This is a genomic window from Methylobacterium sp. DB0501 (genome assembly GCF_011043735.1).
Lineage (GTDB): Bacteria > Pseudomonadota > Alphaproteobacteria > Rhizobiales > Beijerinckiaceae > Methylobacterium > Methylobacterium alsaeris.
This window is the reverse complement of the sequence record NZ_JAAKGV010000023.1, coordinates 114532-132426: the sequence shown is the minus strand read 5'-3', so window position 1 is coordinate 132426 and position 17895 is coordinate 114532. Positions and strand designations below refer to the sequence as shown.

16 protein-coding genes and 1 pseudogene are annotated in these 17895 nt (G+C 68.6%); 8 read left to right on the top strand and 9 right to left on the bottom strand.

Going from position 1 to position 17895, the window contains the following annotated elements:
- Positions 1-184: pseudogene (locus G4G93_RS28505) on the bottom strand (IS21 family transposase); the annotation flags it as partial.
- A gap of 802 nt (positions 185-986) precedes the next feature.
- On the opposite strand from G4G93_RS28505, the gene G4G93_RS28500 reads away from it, so the two are divergent.
- The 6 genes from G4G93_RS28500 (at position 987) to G4G93_RS28475 (ending at position 6981) form a co-directional block, all read left to right on the top strand.
- Positions 987-1631, top strand: coding sequence for a ParA family protein (locus tag G4G93_RS28500; RefSeq protein WP_024830192.1), 645 nt, complete (start codon positions 987-989; stop codon positions 1629-1631).
- Entirely contained in the window at positions 1628-1951 is a 324-nt protein-coding gene (locus G4G93_RS28495) for a hypothetical protein (protein ID WP_123834324.1), read from the top strand. Before G4G93_RS28500 ends, G4G93_RS28495 begins: the two co-directional genes overlap by 4 nt.
- A gap of 227 nt (positions 1952-2178) precedes the next feature.
- The gene (locus tag G4G93_RS28490; RefSeq protein WP_024830191.1) at positions 2179-3294 is read left to right on the top strand and encodes a hypothetical protein; all 1116 of its coding nucleotides are present in this window, start codon (positions 2179-2181) and stop codon (positions 3292-3294) included.
- A 1033-nt stretch (positions 3295-4327) separates the two neighbouring features.
- Complete coding sequence (locus G4G93_RS28485; RefSeq protein WP_024830190.1) at positions 4328-5266, top strand: hypothetical protein; 939 nt, start codon at positions 4328-4330, stop codon at positions 5264-5266.
- A gap of 260 nt (positions 5267-5526) precedes the next feature.
- The gene (locus tag G4G93_RS28480; protein WP_244936174.1) at positions 5527-6768 is read left to right on the top strand and encodes an exodeoxyribonuclease VII large subunit; all 1242 of its coding nucleotides are present in this window, start codon (positions 5527-5529) and stop codon (positions 6766-6768) included.
- Between the two features lie 21 nt (positions 6769-6789).
- Positions 6790-6981 carry a hypothetical protein gene (locus G4G93_RS28475; RefSeq protein ID WP_024830188.1) on the top strand — a complete coding sequence of 64 codons (192 nt, stop codon included), beginning with the start codon at positions 6790-6792 and terminating at the stop codon, positions 6979-6981.
- A 515-nt stretch (positions 6982-7496) separates the two neighbouring features.
- On the opposite strand, the gene G4G93_RS28470 is transcribed toward G4G93_RS28475, so the two are convergent.
- From G4G93_RS28470 to G4G93_RS28440, 7 genes are all read right to left on the bottom strand, one after another.
- Positions 7497-8558 (bottom strand): Cj0069 family protein, encoded by a 1062-nt coding sequence (locus G4G93_RS28470; protein WP_024830187.1) that lies wholly within the window; start codon positions 8556-8558, stop codon positions 7497-7499.
- A gap of 57 nt (positions 8559-8615) precedes the next feature.
- Positions 8616-9083, bottom strand: coding sequence for a Rap1a/Tai family immunity protein (locus G4G93_RS28465; RefSeq protein ID WP_024830186.1), 468 nt, complete (start codon positions 9081-9083; stop codon positions 8616-8618).
- A gap of 16 nt (positions 9084-9099) precedes the next feature.
- A complete protein-coding gene (locus G4G93_RS28460) occupies positions 9100-10056 on the bottom strand; it encodes a DUF1259 domain-containing protein (protein ID WP_024830185.1) in 957 nt (318 codons plus the stop codon).
- 36 nt (positions 10057-10092) lie between these two features.
- Entirely contained in the window at positions 10093-10449 is a 357-nt protein-coding gene (locus G4G93_RS28455) for a hypothetical protein (RefSeq protein ID WP_024830184.1), read from the bottom strand.
- Positions 10449-11858 carry a chromate efflux transporter gene (chrA, locus tag G4G93_RS28450; RefSeq protein ID WP_024830183.1) on the bottom strand — a complete coding sequence of 470 codons (1410 nt, stop codon included), beginning with the start codon at positions 11856-11858 and terminating at the stop codon, positions 10449-10451. The genes G4G93_RS28455 and chrA overlap by 1 nt, the downstream gene beginning before the upstream one ends.
- A gap of 2 nt (positions 11859-11860) precedes the next feature.
- Positions 11861-12691: a chromate resistance protein ChrB domain-containing protein gene (locus tag G4G93_RS28445; RefSeq protein WP_024830182.1), complete on the bottom strand. Its 831-nt coding sequence runs from the start codon at positions 12689-12691 to the stop codon at positions 11861-11863.
- Between the two features lie 105 nt (positions 12692-12796).
- Complete coding sequence (locus tag G4G93_RS28440; protein WP_024830181.1) at positions 12797-13006, bottom strand: DUF1289 domain-containing protein; 210 nt, start codon at positions 13004-13006, stop codon at positions 12797-12799.
- A gap of 88 nt (positions 13007-13094) precedes the next feature.
- On the opposite strand from G4G93_RS28440, the gene G4G93_RS28435 reads away from it, so the two are divergent.
- The gene (locus tag G4G93_RS28435) at positions 13095-13373 is read left to right on the top strand and encodes a metal/formaldehyde-sensitive transcriptional repressor (protein WP_024830180.1); all 279 of its coding nucleotides are present in this window, start codon (positions 13095-13097) and stop codon (positions 13371-13373) included.
- Between the two features lie 9 nt (positions 13374-13382).
- Positions 13383-14504, top strand: a complete 1122-nt coding sequence (locus tag G4G93_RS28430) for a nickel/cobalt efflux transporter (protein ID WP_024830179.1) — start codon at positions 13383-13385, stop codon at positions 14502-14504.
- 105 nt (positions 14505-14609) lie between these two features.
- Here G4G93_RS28430 and G4G93_RS28425 read toward each other — a convergent pair whose 3' ends face one another.
- Positions 14610-17894 (bottom strand): efflux RND transporter permease subunit, encoded by a 3285-nt coding sequence (locus G4G93_RS28425; protein WP_024830178.1) that lies wholly within the window; start codon positions 17892-17894, stop codon positions 14610-14612.
- Position 17895 lies beyond the last annotated feature (1 nt).

Below are 17895 nucleotides of genomic sequence, written 5' to 3'. Positions count from 1 at the left end.
GCCAGGGCCCGAGCTTGGGTGCAGGCTGGACGCTGCGGGTGTAGCGGAAGGCGGTTGCCTCCGAGCGGATCACCTTCCTGACGACCTTGCGGGAGAGCTTCAGCTCCCGGCAGATCTGCTTGATCGGCTTATGCTGCACGAAGTACGCGCGGCGGATCTTCGCGACCGTCTCCACGACCAACATCCTCCGCGAGCCTCCCGTTCCGAGTGCGGGAGGCAGTCTGGATGAAGTATCCTGGGGGGCCCGTTTGGACGCCGATCACCCCGGAAACGGGGTCCTTATTCCACGCCTAATCACAGTCGAGGCAATAGCTTCCGTCCGAGCTGGTTCACCAGGGCCACGTTCACTCAATCCCACTTTGCATCCATCAGAATTGGATCCGGTCCAGGATTGCGGGGCCGAGCCGCAATCCGAGATCCCAAGCCTCATCCGGGAGCACGTCGCGGCCGGGCCGCCAATCGCTTCGGATCAGCATGATGATCTGCCTGCCATGAAGGATCAGCCCCGGTCAGAACCTTCTCTTCTCGCGGCATCCGAGCGCGCCGTCGATGCAAGCCGAACTGCGGTGCGCGTGGCACCTCCTCCCGCCTCCTCGACCGAGACACCGCCGCCGAGCGTGCCTGCCTGGGCAGTCAAGGGCGTGAAGGGGGCGGCGATGAGCAAGGACGAAGGCGTCCGGCCAAGCCTCACGTCCTCGCGGAACGGGCGAGGCGGACGAGGTGGTCGCGGGATCGGAGACTGAGATGAAGAGATCGCATCATATCCTTGGCAGGCAGGAGCCGCGCTGCCGAATTTTCGCAGAAAACGGGAATCGTCGAGCGAAGCATCGTAACGCCGTAGCGTCACGGCGTTCTGGCGCTGCGATGCCGAGGCGCTGGGGCGCTTCGATGGGATGGCGTCGCGATGCCATAAGGCCATGGCACCGCGACGCCGAAACGCCATGGCGCCTTGATGCCATAGCCCCCTCTTGCGGAGGGCGACGCTGATGGACACGGTCGCCATCGCCGGACAGAAGGGCGGTACCGGCAAAACTACCACCGCAGTCAATCTGGCTGTCGCCGCCCAACAGGCCGGACGACGCGTGGCCGCCCTGGACCTCGACCCGCAGGGCTCGCTCGCCGCATGGGCCGCCCGGCGCGAGGTTGACGATCCGGCCGTCGATCATCTCGGGCTCGAACGCGTCGAGCAGTTGCCGAAGATCCTCGCCGCACTCGAGCGGCGCGGTTTCGACCTCATCATCCTTGACACCGCGGGATCCCTAAGCCCCGCGGCCAATCTCGCCATGCGCTCCGCCGGCCTTGTTCTCGTCCCAGCGCGGCCAAGTCTACTCGACTTGATGGCGACCGAGCCCACGCTTCGCGCGCTCGGTCAGATCGGCCTCGCCGGACGCGTGGCGCTCCTGCTCACGCAGTGCCCCACTCAAGGGCAAGCGCGCACCGCCGCTTATGCCGCGCGCCTGCGGCGCTGGGGGCATCTCGCAGAGCCTCCACTGACGCAGCGCGTGGACTGTCAGGACGCGCTGCTGGGCGGGCAGGGCGTCACCGAGTTCGCGTCGGCTGGCAAGGCCGCCGCTGAGATCCGCGCCCTGTGGGCTTGGACCGAGCGACGCTTGGAGCAAACCCATCGATGAGCAAGCCGACCCAACGCCCTTCGAAGCGCCTCTCCCTGCTCAGCGACTTAGACGATCTTGTCGAAGCATCAACCGGCATCGAAGCTGACTCGAAAGATCGGATGCTCACCGGGGGGCATCGTGGCGTCCCGTCCTCAGGCCGTGCTCCGGCACCTACGCGGCGCACGTCGGTCTACCTGCCGGCCGCAACGTTACGGCGCCTGAAAGAGGTCGCCCTCGCACGCGATTGCAAGGTGAACGATCTCCTCGTCGAGGGCGCGGAGGCCGTCCTGCGCGAAAGTGGCCACCTGCCATCGCCGACCTCTCAAGACACGAGCTGAGCGTGCTCGCCTCTCCAGCAAGAGCATCGTGATGCCACGGCGTCACGATGCTCCAAGTCCATGACGCTTTGGCGTCGAGGCATCTCAGCATCACAGCGCACCAGTAGCGGAGCGTCGTGAGCCCTTCATCCTCCGAAGCCGGGCGAAGACCGCCCCGGCCGCCATCCCCCCGCCGCCACGCCCCTCGGCTGGCAACCTCTCAGCATGACTATCGGGAACCGACGATCATGGACGACGCACGATACACCCTCCATCCCTCCTCCGATCGGGATAGCCGTCACGACCCAGCGACCATCGCCACGCTCCTCGGCCACATCCGCCACGACCTCGTCCGCCAGCGCTTCCGCCTGTCCCTGATGGGAGCGCAGGTCCCTGAGGTCGTCAACGTGACGTCAGATCGGCCCGACGTCGCGGTCGCTGACGTCGACCGGTCGGCACAGCATCGCATGACGCCCGAATTCTCGGACGAGGCGCGCCGTCTCGCAGTTCGAGAGCATCTCAACGACCAAATGCGCCCCATCCTGCGCGCAGTCGCTCAGATTGCTGGCCTCGACTTGGCGATCTGGAAGGCGCGGATCGATGGTCCGATGCCGTTGACAGATCCCGATCTCGTGCAAGCGCTGCCCGCGGTGTTCGCGTCCGGTGCCTTCCGGGAAGCCCGCCGAGCGTGTCGCGACCTTACCTTACTGCCACCGGAGCTAAAGGTTTATGGCGAAAAGCCGTTCGACCTCGGCTTCCGCGGACGCCCGCCCGCGAAGATTCTGGCCGATCACCCGTGCTGGGATCTCCCATTCTTACCTGGAGCCCAGACCCTCGATTGCTGGACCATACACGATGCCTCCGAATTCATGTCCAGCTGGCCGCCTGATCCCGGCGACCTGAAGGAACCGATGGATGCCTGGGACGCGCTTACTGCCGACCTCTGGCTTCGCCAGCACAAGCTCTCTGACGGCCAAGAGGCGGATAGGAGAAATCCGGTCGTCGCGTACAGGGAGGGGCGTACGAAGAAGAGCCCGCTCAAGGTTCTGGCCGGACTCGACGAGGACGCCCTGCTAGTCTTAACCGACGCGGTACTCTGCGAGCGTTTGCGCCGCGATGTGATGGCCGTGCTGATGCAGGATCGTGCCGACCTGATCCACGCGGGCCTTGAGATGGTGGCGTGCGGGTACCTATGCCTGGACGACGTGCGCGCGGCGCTTGCATTCCATGACGACGCTCAGGAGGACGCCTTCGCGGAGGCTTTCGCCGAGAACGACGACTGGATGAGTGAATGGATCGTCGATTGGAGTGTTTGGCTGATCAGCAGATATGATTGGCCGCTGGTCGCTGCCTCTCGTGCCTGAGGCTTAGATTGCGGGATACCGAAGCCGGAAGGCAAGGCCGGGCCAGGCACCTGTTGCTGCGAGCGCTGCGAAGACGAGGCAAGGAGCTGTCGGATCGTCCTGATCCGACAGCGGGGCCTGGGGTACGACGCCGTAAGATATCCTGCTTTCGAACAACGGCAGAAGTTCGAGTAGTTGGGCTCAGCCGGCGCCCCTCCGCTCGGACTTAGGATCGAGGTGGTCGCCGTCACGTGGGATATCACCAAAATTGGATAGACGTCGGTTATCACTCCCAACCCTACGTCGGTTATCGCTTTGAGCCTGAAAGACGTTCACTGACAGAGCGTTGCCGCCCGAGAGCCCGGGGGCTGATCGTGCCGAGATCGATGAGACGAGAACCGAGGCGGGGTGAAGCAAAGACAGTTCGCGAACACCGGGAGTAATGCGACGACGGAGGGCGGCGAGGCATCTGTGCTCTCTTCCTCACGAACACGAAGAGATCACAACCTACGACATGCCCGCCGGCGAGAACGAGGCTGGCTGCGATCTCGAGCTGGCGAGGCTCTGGGTGCGCGCTCGCGCCGATCATACGGGCCCATACCGAGGCAGTTTCCCCCACGAACTGCAGCGATTTCATCCGAGCCAGGACGGAAAGCTGTCCGCCCGCATTTGCGACCTTTCGTGGACGCCTGGAGCGCGCCGCGGAGGTGCGGTTATCGCCCGACGAGTTCACGCTCTTCCTATCGCTGACGCTCGACCCCTTGCGAGCCTTGAGCGCTCGGATCGTCGGCGTTGCGGCCCGATCGGGGAGCCTGAAGCAAGTCGAAACACAGCAAACTTAGAAGAACATAATCAAGCGAAAGGCGACGCGCTCCCGAGCCTCTGCGGCTGCGGGAGCGGAGGGGAAAGCAGTCCAATCACAGCAGATCAGGCGAAGGCCCTTCGCCCCAAAAGCCCAAGGAGGACGGGGACGGCAGAACGCGGCGCTCGGACAGCGCTCGCTGGACGGTCGGTGAGGCGCCTTCGCCCCTTCCCCTGACGATGGACATCACAAATGACAGATACAGATCATGACGCGCCCACCGGCGCGAACGAGCCCGGCCGCCCGCACGAGTCGCCGGGCTTGCGGGTGCGCGCACGGGTCGAGCGCCCGCGCCGGCACAAGGACGGCCTTACCCTCGAACTCCAACCTGTCGATCCTGACCGTACCGGAAGGCTTCACGCCTTCCTCTCCGGCGACCTCATCCGCGAGATCCAGGACGCGACCGGCATCCTGCTCGATCCCGGTGCGATCATCGGCGAACACGAACTCAAGCTGACCTTCGTGGCCGAGCCGCTGGGCAACCTCACCGCGGGGGTCGCCGGCTTCGTGCGCGACGCCTTCCTGACGGGATGGGCCGAGCAGGACGCTGTGGTTCGGGATGGCCTGGAAGCCGACTATTTGTGGGTCCGGCAGCACGACCTGCCGGTCCCGCGCCGGCTCCGGCGGGTGTTCCTAATCGAGCCGGATGACGGCGCTCAGCACCCGCTGGTCAATGCCCTCGCCCATTGGTGGGATCAGGGCGCCATCGAGTTGATCCGACATCCGATCGCGTTCGAGCAGCCGGGCTCGGTCGCCGCGCTTCGGCATGCGTTCGATTGTGCGATCGATCAGTACGAGTGGGGTTCCCTGGACGTGGTGGTCGTGGACCCGGGCTGTGGGTTCGCGTTCCGCGAGCTGTCGGACGACGGGCTGATGCGTCAGGTCGCCGTTTTGCCGGTGCCGGTGATCACGCGCCGCGCGTCGTCGCCGACGCTGCTCGACGGCTTGGCCCACCGCTGTTTCGATCACCCGGACGAGATCCTGGCCTTCCTCGCCGGCATCCTCCGGCAGGAGCTGCGGCTGGCCGACCGGGCGCGGCTCGATGCGATCGCCGAACTGATCGAGGCGATCCCCAAGCCCACGCGCAAGGCGAAGACGCCGCACGGCAAGCCCGGGCCGCTGTTCGACTGACGCCACCCTCGACGATCCGGCCGCCGGCATGCTGGCCGCCGGACCACTGCCCCATCCCGACCTCAGCGAACGACACGATGCGACACCACAGATTCTTTCCTAAGACCCACGGGGGGCCTGTACCCCCGGCTGAACCGGGCGATGCCCGTCCTCCTCCTATCCCGCTGGACGACGCAGGGGCGACCCGGGTCGCCGACGAGATCCGCGAGCTCCGCGATCTGCTCGGCTGGCTGCGCCAACGCCTGCGAGGCGAGCACACGGTGCGGGCCAGCGTCCTGACCGTCGCACCCCTCGGGTCCGACGGACACCTGCTCCTGCTCGGCGAGGCCGATCCAAGCAGTAGCCTCGAGCCGCCCCGGCTCAAGGTTCGGCTCGCCGCTGCCGACCTCGCCGCCTGCCGGGATGCGATCGGCGACGCCCTCGATCCGGCGGCCTTGGTCAACAGGACCGTCGTGCTCCGGCTGCAAACCAGCCTGCGTCAGCGCTACGGGCGCGGTGCCGGGGTACAAGCCAGGGTCATCGCTGTGATCTCGGTCGGCGCGGTGCCGGTCGAGGGCGAGATCCAGCGGGAGAGGACGCTGCAGCGCCTGAGGCGCGAGGGGCGCCGCTTAGGCCCGGGGACCTGGGAGGTGCCCGAGGATCCGCGCCACATCGCGCTGATCGCCGCCGAGTTCGGCGATGCCCGTCGCGACGTCGAGCACGTCCTGCGCCCACTGGAGGAGAACGGCCTGATCCGGCTCCACCGGATCTACGCGATGTTCGAGGGACCGTCGGCGGAGCACTCGTTGAGCGAGGCGTTCGGCCGAGCGGGCGAGCTGCACCGCGAGCACGGCCTATCGGCGACCCTGGTCTGCCGAGGGGGCGGTCCGGTCGAGGGCTTCCAGGCCCTCAACGCCTACGCGACCGTGCGCGCGGCCACCGGGGCTCCGAACGTCATCGCAGGGCTCGGCCATGCCGGGACGCCGCTCACCGCCCTGGATGCGGTCGCGGCGCGATCTGAGCCGACCCCGACGGCCGCGGCGATACTGGTGCGCCGGCTTGTCGAGGCCACCGGCGTACGAGCCGAGCGCGCGCTCGCGGCGTTCGACGCCGCCCTCGCGGAGAATCTGGAGGCGGCTGGGCGCATCGCCCTGGCGGGGGCCTTGCAGGGCTTCGCCGCGAGCCTCGGCGATCTCGCGGAACTCGCCGATCGGCGGCTGCGACAGCTCAATCGAGGCGTTGAGCGCAGCCTGCTGACCGGCCTTGCCGCGGCAGCTGGCGTTGGGACCGGCGCGACAGCCGAGATCAAGCCATATGCCGCTCCCATCGAGGTGCTCGGCTTCGGCGATGGGGATGACGACGACCCGGCCTGGGAGCCGGGTTGGGCGCTGGTGACGGCGGCCGACACCGGCCTCGTCATCGAGCGCTATCGCGAGCTCAAGTCCCACATGCCGCTGTTCCTGCACTTCCGCGACGGGACGATCTTCGTCCGGGTCGTGCCGACCTTCGTCACATACAACTGATCTGCGACCAGGAGATTGACCATGTCCAAGACCCGCTCACCCGAGACGCCGAGCTTCCTGACCGCGGTCCGGCGCATCGAGGCGCTGACCCAGGAAATCCAAAAGGACGGATTGTCCGCCTTCGAGAAGGCCGAGGCCGCCTATGTCGAGGTGCAAGAGTTGCGCGCCGTGCTGAACGCCCGGATCGCTGACCTGCGCCGCCGGTCGGCATAGCCCGAGGATCCGGGTCACCGCCGATGTCATACCATCGGCGGTGGCGCCTGAGGAAACACATCCGCGACGCCCGTCGCGGATGCCGCCTCGGGAGAGGCATGGGTACCTATCCAAACCCCGGAAGGGCCGATTACCTCTGCCTCGGACAAAGCGTCAGCTACGGTCGGACGTGTTGCCTAAAAAAACGCCATTCCGGACATGCTCTTGTTGGAGCGGATGACAATCTTTGAGAGCCGCCGGCCGTAATGGGATTTGCTGACGCAAATGCGGACGGACTGATTGCGACCAAACGCCATCGTTCACACGTAGCCCTTCGGATCCCGATAGCGGACGTGTGCTGGACGGCTCCTCTGGCTGCTTTGCGCCCATCCCGGTCATTCACGAAGCCGCGGACGCCACTCCATAGCGGACGTTCACCGTGACGGCAGCGGCCGCCCATTCGCATAAGGGTACGCTATGAAACGAGGAGCGATCCGGTATTCCAAGGCTGTTTCCAGGCTAACAACCGGTTCCGGTCAGCCTCCGAAGGCCGCGTCCCGCTCCACCGGTCGGTGGGCATCGTCCAATCGATGTCGCAGCGTCGCGGCCAGGGTGTCGTGCGCCTCGTCTGGAATGGGGTAAACCGAGCTCGCGTTGATCTCGCAGAGCACGTAAGTGTCCTCGCCGGCGGCGCCCTTCGGCCCGAGCAGGAAGTCGGCGTCCCAGACGACCGGCAGGTCGTCCGGGACCAAGCCGAGCAGAAGCGTCATCTCAGGTATCCATTCCGCTTCCATCAGGCCGCGCAGGTGCTGGAAGCGCGCGTCGTCCGGCCCAGAATAGAGGCGCGGTGGGGCCCGTCCATGCTCGGGCGAGGCGAGCGCGGTCACGTACTGGGCACCGAACCCGGCCACCCGCGTACCGCTCACGTAGCAGCGGACCATCCCCTCCAGGTGCCGCGCCTGGAACGGCTGGTCGACGAGGGGGCCGCCCGCCGCGAAGTCGGCGGCGCGCTCGGCCAGGAACGCGTCGAGTGGCATCGTGCGCCGGCTCCGGTCGCGCGCCTCCTGCACCAGCACGTCGGGACCCGCGGCGCGCTCTACCTTCCAGACGCCGATGCCGCCGTTGCCGCGGCTGCACTTCAGCACCCGCGGCCCCTCGGCGACGCGCGCGGGGAACTCCGCCGCGAGCGCGGCATGGCTGGCGTAGAGGTGCGTATCCGTGCCCCAACCCAACTCCCGCGTCCGGACCAGCACCTCCTTCGTGCCTATCCGGTCGATTACGTCGGGATGACAGCTGACGAGGATCCCGGCGGCCGCCACCTCCCGCAGCACCGCGTCGAGAGCTCTGCGGTCCTCGCCGGTGTCCTCAGTCACTGGGTTCACCCAGACCAACACGGCGTCCACCGCCATAAGCTGGGCCCGGACGTCATCGGCGAGCTCCTCCACCCATACGGCGGGCTCGCCGGCGAGCCCGTGCCGCTCAAGGACGGCGAACACCGCCGCGAACCGGCTGGTTTCCGGACGCGCTTCGGCTCGCGCCCGGGCGTCGCCCCGCCAGACGACGGCGACCTTGAAGGGATGCTGGCCTGGACCCGTCATCTTTGGCACCGGGAGCATTGCTGGCGCGGATCGTGAGGGAGGCGGGCGCGCTCCGGTTCACCGCCCACAGGGCCAGCACTGCCGGAAGGCGAGGCTGGCCCCCGCCAGCATGTCGGTCTGGAGCAGGGCCTCGTTGGCGTGCGCCCAGGCCATATACGCCTCGGTCAGGGCCTCGATGGTGTAGTCGACGGCGCAGATCCCGGCCTTGTCGCCGCCATCGCCGAAGGCCGCCAGCGTATCGGCGACACCCATGAGGTAGGCGCTGCACCAGCCCGACGCCTTGCCCCGCTCGGCGAGGCAGACGCGGTACAGGTCCCCCGACCGCCTCTCGCGGATGTCGACCGAAGCGGCCGGCGGCACCGCCGGGGCACCGACGCCCTGGCCGCCCGCATTCAGGGCGCAGGACGTGCCCTCGCAGCCGGCGGCGTTCGCCGGCGGAACCGTCGCCGGAAGTGAGACGGTGACCGAAGCCGCCGCCAGGACCGCGAGGCACCGCCCCCTGAGGTTCACCGACATCGTCATCATGGCGATGCTCCTGGCATCAGCCCTTCGCGACCTTCACCTGGTCGAGCGCGTCGCGCAGGCCCTTGGCGAGCTTGCCCGCGTCGTCGTTCGCCCAGAAGTGCATGAAGAACAGCCGCGGCTCGTCGTCGAGCATGTGGTTGTGAAGCGCCGTGACCTCAATGCCGCTCGCCCGCAACGCCTTGATCACCGGGTTCACCTCGTCGGCGGTGAGCACGAAGTCGCCCGTGATGGCCGCCTTGCCGCCGCCGGTCGGCTGGAAGTTGATGGCGATCGCCGAGCCCATGGCCTCGGGCACGACCATGCCGTGGTCCTTCGGGGTCTCCGAGCGCGGCACGCTCACGGCGTAGACGCCGCCGTTGACCTTGCCTTTGCGCCCGATGGCGGCGTCGATGGCCGCCGTGTCGAGGTCGAGCGACTGATCCGGCGCGGTCGCCTTCGCCGGCACCGGTCCCTCGCCGGCCGAGGCCGGTTCGGTCTTCCCGGACGGCGGGGAGCCGCCGGCGGTCTCGCCGCCGAAGGGCGTGCGGCTCGCGCCCAGCGCCCCCGCCAGGATCGTGGCGAGCTTCCCGGGCTCGCCCTGCCCGGAGACGTGCATGTAGAGGGTGCTCGGTGAGGCCCGCAGCAGGTGGTTGTGGATGGCGGTGATCTCGACGCCGTTCTCGACGAGGCGCTTCATCACCGGGTTCACTTCGTCCTCGGTTAGGACGAGGTCGCCCATCACCATGACCTCGTTCCCGCCCCCGTGCCGCACGAAGGCGAGCCAGGAGCCAAGGGCGAGGGATGGCTTCAGCTGCACGCCGTCGAGGGTGACCTTCAGGTCGGTCCGGGGCAGGCCGACGCGGTAGACCCCGCCCGGCATGGCGGTCCCGGGCTTGCCCAGCCCGGTGGCGATGGCGTCCTGCCAGGGCTCCGCGGCCGACGCGCCGGTCGCGAGGGTGCCCAGGACGGCGATGGATGCAAGCAAGCGACGCATGGTCGTCTCCTCGATTGTGGTTGCGGTTCGAAGTCCTCAGGACCGGCGTGCCGGTGCCTGCAGCACACCCTCGTCCGGCAGGGTGCCGTCGCCACGCCGGAGCTCGACGCGGTTGCCGGCCATCCAGACCTGGACGCAGGGAACGGCCTCCAGGCAGAGCTCGTCCTTGTCGATCCGCCACCGCGCGGTGTGAGCCCGCCCGAGGGACACGACGTGCAAGCGGCCGCCCGGCTCGAAGCGGTAGGCCCAGTGCACCTCGTCGGTGACCTCCTTGCCGACAAGGCGCGCCCGGATCTCGGACGCGGTCAGGCGCCGGAACGCCTCGCCCGCGGGTGCCGGACCCGCCGCCAGGACGAGAAGGATGACCGCCGCGGTGCGGCGCCCGGTGCCCATCACACCAAACCTCCCAAGTGCAGGGCGACGCCGGCAGCGGCGCAGGCCGCGAGCGTCTGGACCATGCCGACCTTGCACCGGAACACCGCCAGCACCGCCGCGGCCGCCAACGCGAGGGCCCAGGGGTTGAGGCTTGACGGGACCGGCACGTCGAACCGGACAGGGCCGGCCGCGAACGGTCGCGTCTCGGCGAAGACGGTGTGCAGGGCGAACCAGACCGCGAGGTTCAGGATCACGCCGACGACCGCGGCGGTGATAGCCGAGAGCGCGCCGGCCAAGGCCCGGTTGCCGCGCAGCCGCTCAACGTAAGGGGCGCCCACGAAGATCCAGAGGAAGCACGGCGCGAAGGTCACCCAGGTGGTCAGCAGCCCGCCGAGCGTCCCCGCCAGGAGCGGCGGCAGACTTCCCGGCGCCCGGTAGGCGGCGAGGAAGCCCACGAACTGGGTGACCATGATCAGCGGGCCGGGCGTGGTCTCGGCCATGCCGAGGCCGTCGAGCATCTCGCCGGGCTTCAGCCAGCCGTAATGCTCCACCGCCTGCTGGGCCACGTAGGCGAGCACCGCGTAGGCCCCGCCGAACGTCACCATCGCCATCTTCGAGAAGAACACCGCCACTTGGCTGAAGACGTCGTCCGGGCCGGCGGCGAGCAGGATGGCAGCGACCGGTACTAGCCAGATAGCGCCCCAGGTCAGCAGTATCCGCAGCGTTTGCCCGGCGGCGGCCCGCTCCTGCGGAAGCTCGTGATCGTCGAGTAGGAAGGGGCCCTCGACGACCTTGCCACCACCCCCGTGCCCTCCGGCCTTGAACTGCGGCAGGCCGGCTCGGCCGCCGAGGTAGCCGATGACGCCCGCGCAGAGCACGATCAGCGGGAAGGGCACGTCGAAGAAGAAGATGGCCACGAACGCCGCAGCCGCGAGGCCGACCATGACCGGTCCCTTGAGTGCCCGCTTGCCGATCCGGATCACGGCCTGGAGCACGATGGCCAGCACCGCCGCCTTCAGGCCGAAGAATAGGCCGGCGACGAAACCGACGTTGCCGTAGAGCGCGTAGACCCAGCTCAGCGCCATGATCGCGAGCACGCCCGGTAGGACGAATAGCCCGCCGGCGACGAGCCCGCCGCGGGTGCCGTGCATGAGCCAGCCGACGTAGGTGGCGAGTTGCTGCGCCTCGGGGCCAGGCAGCAGCGTGCAAAAGTTCAGGGCGTGCAGGAAGCGGTTCTCGGAGATCCAGCGCCGCTCCTCGACGAGGATGCGATGCATGACCGCGATCTGCCCGGCCGGCCCGCCGAACGAGAGCGCGGCGATGCGCGCCCAGATCGGCACGGCCTCGGCCAGGGTCACGGGCAGCGGCGCTCCCGGGGCAGCTGCGCTATGCTCCGGCGCAGTCTGGATGCCTGCGGTCGCGGCCATGGTCAGGCCTTCCCCTTAGTGCGGTCGCCCACCCAGTCGTGACGCTCCTCCGTTGCGTCCCGGCACCAGCGATAGAAGGCGTCGTAGAGGAGCATGCCGGCGTCGAGCTGCTCCATGTCATTGGCATAGATGCGCGACAGGCCGAGCGATGCCGCGAGCAGCCCGGCCGCCTCCGGCGCCAGGTCTGGCCGGCCCGTGTCGGCCCCGCGCACGAGCGTCGCGAGGTGCAGGAGCGGCGGCGTGGCGAGGCCGAGCTCCTCGACCATGACGTCGAAGGTGCAGAGCTCGCCCCGGTGGCTCCAGAAGGTGCCCGGGTCGTCGATGTCGAAGGGTGCGGCCTCGAACCGTTCCGCAACGCCGACGACCTCACCCGGCGGCACGAACAGGAAGACCGCGTCGGGGTCGACGAAGCGGCGGATCAGCCAGGGACAGGCGATACGGTCGACTTTGGGTCGGGCGCGCGTGACCCAGACGGTTCGGCCCTGCTCGTCGCGGTTGCGGACCTTGTCGGCCGGGACCATCGGCAGTTCGGCGGCCGCCCAGTCTGCGATACCACCCTGCAGAGCCTCGGCGTTCACGCCGGCGCTGCGCAGCCAGGCAGCGACGCCGTGGCTGTGCCGGCGCCCGTCCTCGCAGACCACGACGACCGACCTGCCGCGCAGCGCCGGCGCCCACTCGGCGACCCGGCTAGCCTCCCGGACGAGGGAACCGGGCACGTACCGCTGGTCGGCGAGGAATTCCTTGTAGGTGCGCACGTCGACGACGGCCGGGCAGCCGGGAGTTCCGATCAGGCGCGCGAGTTTGTCGACGGTAATGGTGTTGGGCACAGGCATGACGCGTCCTTGCAGCAAGTGCAGATGGGACGCGATTCTTCAGCCGAAGCCTCGTCGGGGGATCGCTCCCCGATGAGTCAATACATCCCGCCAGCGCCCACCCTGTCAAGCGTCCCCGAGGTCGGAGTGGGCCGGCTCCCGTGTGGCCGAGACTTGCTCGACCCGCCGGGGCAGCTCGCGCGCGAGGGCGGTCCGCCGGTAGGGTGTCATTTTCTTCCACGCGCGGATCTCGGGGATTGTGCGGCCGCAGCCGAGGCACCAGCCGGTGCGCCCGTCCCACTGGCAAACCCCGATGCAGGGATCGTCCTTCTTCATGGTACGGCTCCGCACACACCACGGCATCGACGCCGCTGGACACACATAGGGTACCCCCCTATGTGTCGCCATAACGAGGAAGCCTGTGATGGCCCACACGATCAAGGAAAGGACCAAGCTCCTGGCGCGTGTGCGCCGGATCAAGGGACAGGCGGAAGCCGTCGAGCGGGCCCTGGAGGCCGAGCTCGGCTGCGCCGACGTCCTGATGCTGGTCGCCTCGATGCGGGGTGCCATCAACGGGCTGACCGCCGAATTGATGGAAGACCACATCCGCCACCACGTCGTGAACCCGGACGCCGAGCCGGACACAGAGCGCGCCCGGGGGGCCGCCGAGCTGATCGAGGTGGTGCGGACCTACCTCAAGTGACGAGACCTCATGACCTCCTTGCCTGACCTGCTCCAGCAGGGCACCGCGCATGCCTGGCTGTTCGTGCCGAGCGCGATCCTGCTCGGCGCCCTGCACGGGCTTGAGCCCGGCCACTCCAAGACGATGATGGCCGCCTTCATCATCGCGGTCCGAGGCACGGTCACGCAGGCGGTGCTGCTTGGGCTGGCGGCGACGCTCTCGCACACCGCCGTAGTTTGGGTCATTGCCCTCGGCGGGCAGTATCTCGGCCAGGAATGGGGCGGCCAAGCGAGCGAGCCGTACTTCCAGCTCGCCTCCGCGGTGCTCATCGTCGGCATCGCGCTTTGGATGGCGTGGCGCACGTGGCGCGAGCAGCACCACGACCATCATCACCATCACGACGAGACGAAGCACGTCACGACCAGGGCCGGTCTCCTGACGCTGGAAGTGTTCGAGGACGGGGTGCCGCCGCGCTGGCGGGTGCGTGCGGAGCGGGGTGAGCTACCGGCTCCCGGGAGCATGACCGTCGAGACGCTTCGCCCGGACGGCGGTCGGCAGGCGTTCGCCTTCGCGCACCGCGGCGAATTCCTGGAGAGCCTGGAGGAGATCCCGGAGCCGCACGCCTTCACGGCACGTCTGCGCCTCAACGGGCCGGCCGGAGCCGAGATCCACGAGGTCGCGTTCGAGGAGCACGACCATGACCACGGGCACATGAACCTGGGCGACGAGGACGACGCCCACGCCCGGGCCCATGCCGAGGACATCCGCCGCCGCTTCGCGGGCCGGCATGTGACGACCGGCCAGATCGTGCTGTTCGGCTTGACCGGAGGGCTGATCCCGTGCCCGGCAGCCATCACGGTCCTGCTCCTGTGCATCCAGCTCAAGCAGTTCAGCCTGGGCTTCGCGCTCGTCGTCTGCTTCAGCATCGGCCTGGCGCTGACCATGGTCTCGGCCGGCGTCGTCGCGGCGCTGAGCGTCAAGCATGTCGCCTCCCGCTGGTCCGGGTTCGACGCCTTCGCCCGGCAGGCCCCTTACGCCTCGGCCGCCCTGATCGTCCTGGTCGGCCTCTACACCGGCTGGCTAGGCTGGCAAGGCATCAGCCACGCACACCAGGACCACGCGGCCGCATGGACTGTCGACATTCAAGGCTGACCGACCGGCCATGAGCCGAAACAGGTTCAGTCGTCGGCGATGGCACGCGACCTGGGATCGACCAGGAGGCGGACCTAACGGCCATCACGCTCGCACGGGCTTTCCTCAACGCACTGCCTCGCACAGCGCAGGTTGCCGCACCTCCGTGACACGCACTCCCGTCGCCGCCCGGCCGAAGCGGACGTAGAGCGCCGGCAAGACCAGCAGGGTGAGCAGGGTCGCGCTGACGAGGCCGCCGATGACCACCGTCGCCAGCGGCCGTTGCACCTCGGCGCCCGTCCCCGTCGCCAGGGCCATCGGCACGAAGCCGAGGGCGGCGACCAGCGCCGTCATCACCACGGGACGCAGCCTGGTCAGCGCCCCGTCCCGGACCGCCTCGGGGATGGCCATGCCCCCCGCAACCAGCGTCCGGATATGGTTGAGCAGCACCAGGCCGTTCAGCACCGCCACGCCCGACAGCGCGATGAACCCCACCGCCGCCGATACCGAGAACGGCATGTCGCGGACCCACAGGGCGGCCACGCCGCCGGTCAGGGCCATCGGCACGGCGCTGAACACGATGGACGCGTCGCGCGCGGAGCCGAGCGCCCCGAGCAGAAGGATGAAGATCAGCGCGAAGGCCGCCGGCACGACCACCATCAGGCGTTGCCGGGCGGCGGTCAGGTTCTCGAACTGACCGCCCCAGCGCACCTCGTAGCCGGCTGGCAGCCTCACCTCCGCGGCAATTCGCTCCTGCGCCTCCGCCACGAGCGAGCCGATGTCGCGACCGCGCACGTTCGCGGTCACCACCACGCGCCGCCGCCCGTTCTCGCGGCTGACCTGGTTCGGCCCCTCCGTGAAGGTGAAGGTCGCTAGTTGGCGGAGCGGCACGCTCATGCCCATCGCTCCCGGCGCGGTCGGCACGCCGGTACCCGACCGGGCCGGAGCCGCCTGCGCGGGCGGCAGCGGGACGGGGAGGTTCTTCAGGGCCTCGACGTCTCCTCGGACGTCGTCGGCGAGGCGAACCACGATGGCGAAGCGCCGGTCGCCCTCGAACACCAGCCCGGCATCCTTGCCGCCGACGGCCGTGCCGATGACGTCCTGCACGTCGGCCATGCTCAGGCCGCGCCGGGCGATCTCGCGCCGGTCGATCTTGATCTCAAGGAACGGCAGCCCGACCGCCTCCTCGACCTTCACGTCGGCGGCGCCCTCCAGGCTGCGCAGGATGCCGGCGATCTTACGGGCCCCCTCGACCATCGGACCGAACTCCTCGCCGAACACCTTCACGGCGAGGTCGTCGCGCACGCCGGCGATGAGCTCGTTGAAGCGCATCTGGATGGGCTGGGAAAAGCCGAGCAGCGTGCCGGGGATCAGCTTCGCCTCCGCCTCCATCCGTCCGATAAGCGCCTCTTTGCTCTCGTGCGGGTCGGGCCAGGCGCTCTGCGGCTTGAGGATGAGGTAGGCGTCGCAGGCGTTCGGCGGCATCGGGTCGGCGGCGATGTCGGGCGTGCCGCAGCGCGAGTAGACGAAGGCCACCTCCGGGAACTTGCTCATCGTCTCCTCGACGCCGAGCTGCATCGCCTGCGACTGCGTGATCGACGTCGATGGGATGCGGCGCGCCTCCATGACGATGTTCTTCTCGTCGAGCGTCGGCGTGAACTCCTGCCCTAGCCGCGTCGCCAGCGCTCCGGCGATCCCGAGAACGACCAGCGCACCGACGATGAAGGTTATCGGTGACCGGATGGCACCGCACAGTACCGGCCGGTAGGCCGCCTTCAGGACGCGGACCAAGGCGTTGTCGCCCTCGCTGACCCGCCCGGTGACGAAGGTCGCGATCATCGCCGGGACGAAGGTGAGCGACAGCACAAACGCCGCCACGAGCGCGATCAGGACCGTCAGCGCCATTGGCGTGAAGGTCTTGCCCTCCACGCCGGTGAAGGTCAGCAGGGGCACGTAGACCAGGATGATGATGGCCTGCCCGTAGACGCTCGGCTTGATCATCTCCTCGGCCGAGACCCGCACCGTCTCCAGCCTCTCGTCCAGGCCGAGCCGGCGTCCAAGCTCGTGTTGTCGCTCGGCGAGGTGCCGCAGGCTGTTCTCCGCGATAATGACCGCACCGTCGACGATGAGGCCGAAGTCGAGGGCGCCCAGGCTCATCAGGTTGGCGCTGATCCTCCCCGCCAGCATGCCGGTGGCCGTGAGCATCATCGTCACGGGGATGACCAGGGCGGTGATGACGGCTGCCCGTATGTTCCCCAGCGTGAGGAACAGCACCGCGATGACCAGCAGCGCGCCCTCGGCGAGGTTCCTGCCCACCGTCCGGATGGTCGCGTCGACGAGGTCGGTGCGGCTGAGGAGCGTCCGGGCCTGGATGCCGGGCGGCAGGAGCTTGTTGATCTCCCGGATCTTGGCGTCTGCGGCGGCCGAGACCGTGCGGCTGTTCTCGCCGATCAGCATCAGGGCCGTGCCCAGCACCACCTCGTGCCCGTTCTCGCTGGCCGAACCGGTCCGGAGCTCCTGTCCGATTCCGACCTCCGCGACGTCCTTCACTAGGATGGGCACCCCGGCCCGGGTCGCCACCACGATGTCCCGGATCTGGTCGACGTTCTCGATGAGGCCGCCGGCCCGGACGACGTAGCCCTCGCCGTTGCGTTCGACGTAGTTAGCCCCGCGCGTGGCGTTGTTCGCCTCGATGGCGCGGGTGACGTCAGCGAAGGACAGGCCGTAGCCCACGAGCTTCATCGGGTCCGGCCGGACCTGGTACTCCTTCACGAAGCCGCCGATGGCGTCGGCCCCGGCCACGCCCGGCACACTCTTCATCTGCGGCCGGATGATCCAATCCTGCACGGTCCGCAGGTAGACCGTGCGCTCGAAGTCGGACCTCAGCCGCTCGCCCTCGGGCGTCAGGTAGCTCCCGTCCGTCTGCCAGCCAGAACGGCCGTCCCTCACGGGCACGCCCTCGCCTGGGGGCAGATACTCCACCGACCACCAGTAGATCTCGCCGAGGCCGGTCGAGATCGGCCCGAGCTTCACCTCGACCCCGGGCGGAAGGGTGCCGCGCACCTCGGTCAGGCGCTCGTTGACCTGGGTCCTCGCGAAGTACACGTCGACCTTGTCGCTGAACACGGCCGTCAACTGGGCGAAGCCGTTGCGCGAGAAGGAGCGCATGCTTTCCAGCCCCGGCGTGCCGGCCAGCGCGCGTTCCAGCAGCACCGTGACCTGCTTCTCGATCTCGACCGGCGTCAGCGCCGGGGCGATGGCGTTGATCTGCACCTGGTTGTTGGTGACGTCGGGCACAGCGTCGATGGGCAAGCGCGCGAGCGACCACGCCCCGAAGGCGGTGGCGATGAGGGTCACCAGGATGACGGCGTAGCGGTTGGCGACGGAGAAGCCGAGGATGGAACGGATCATG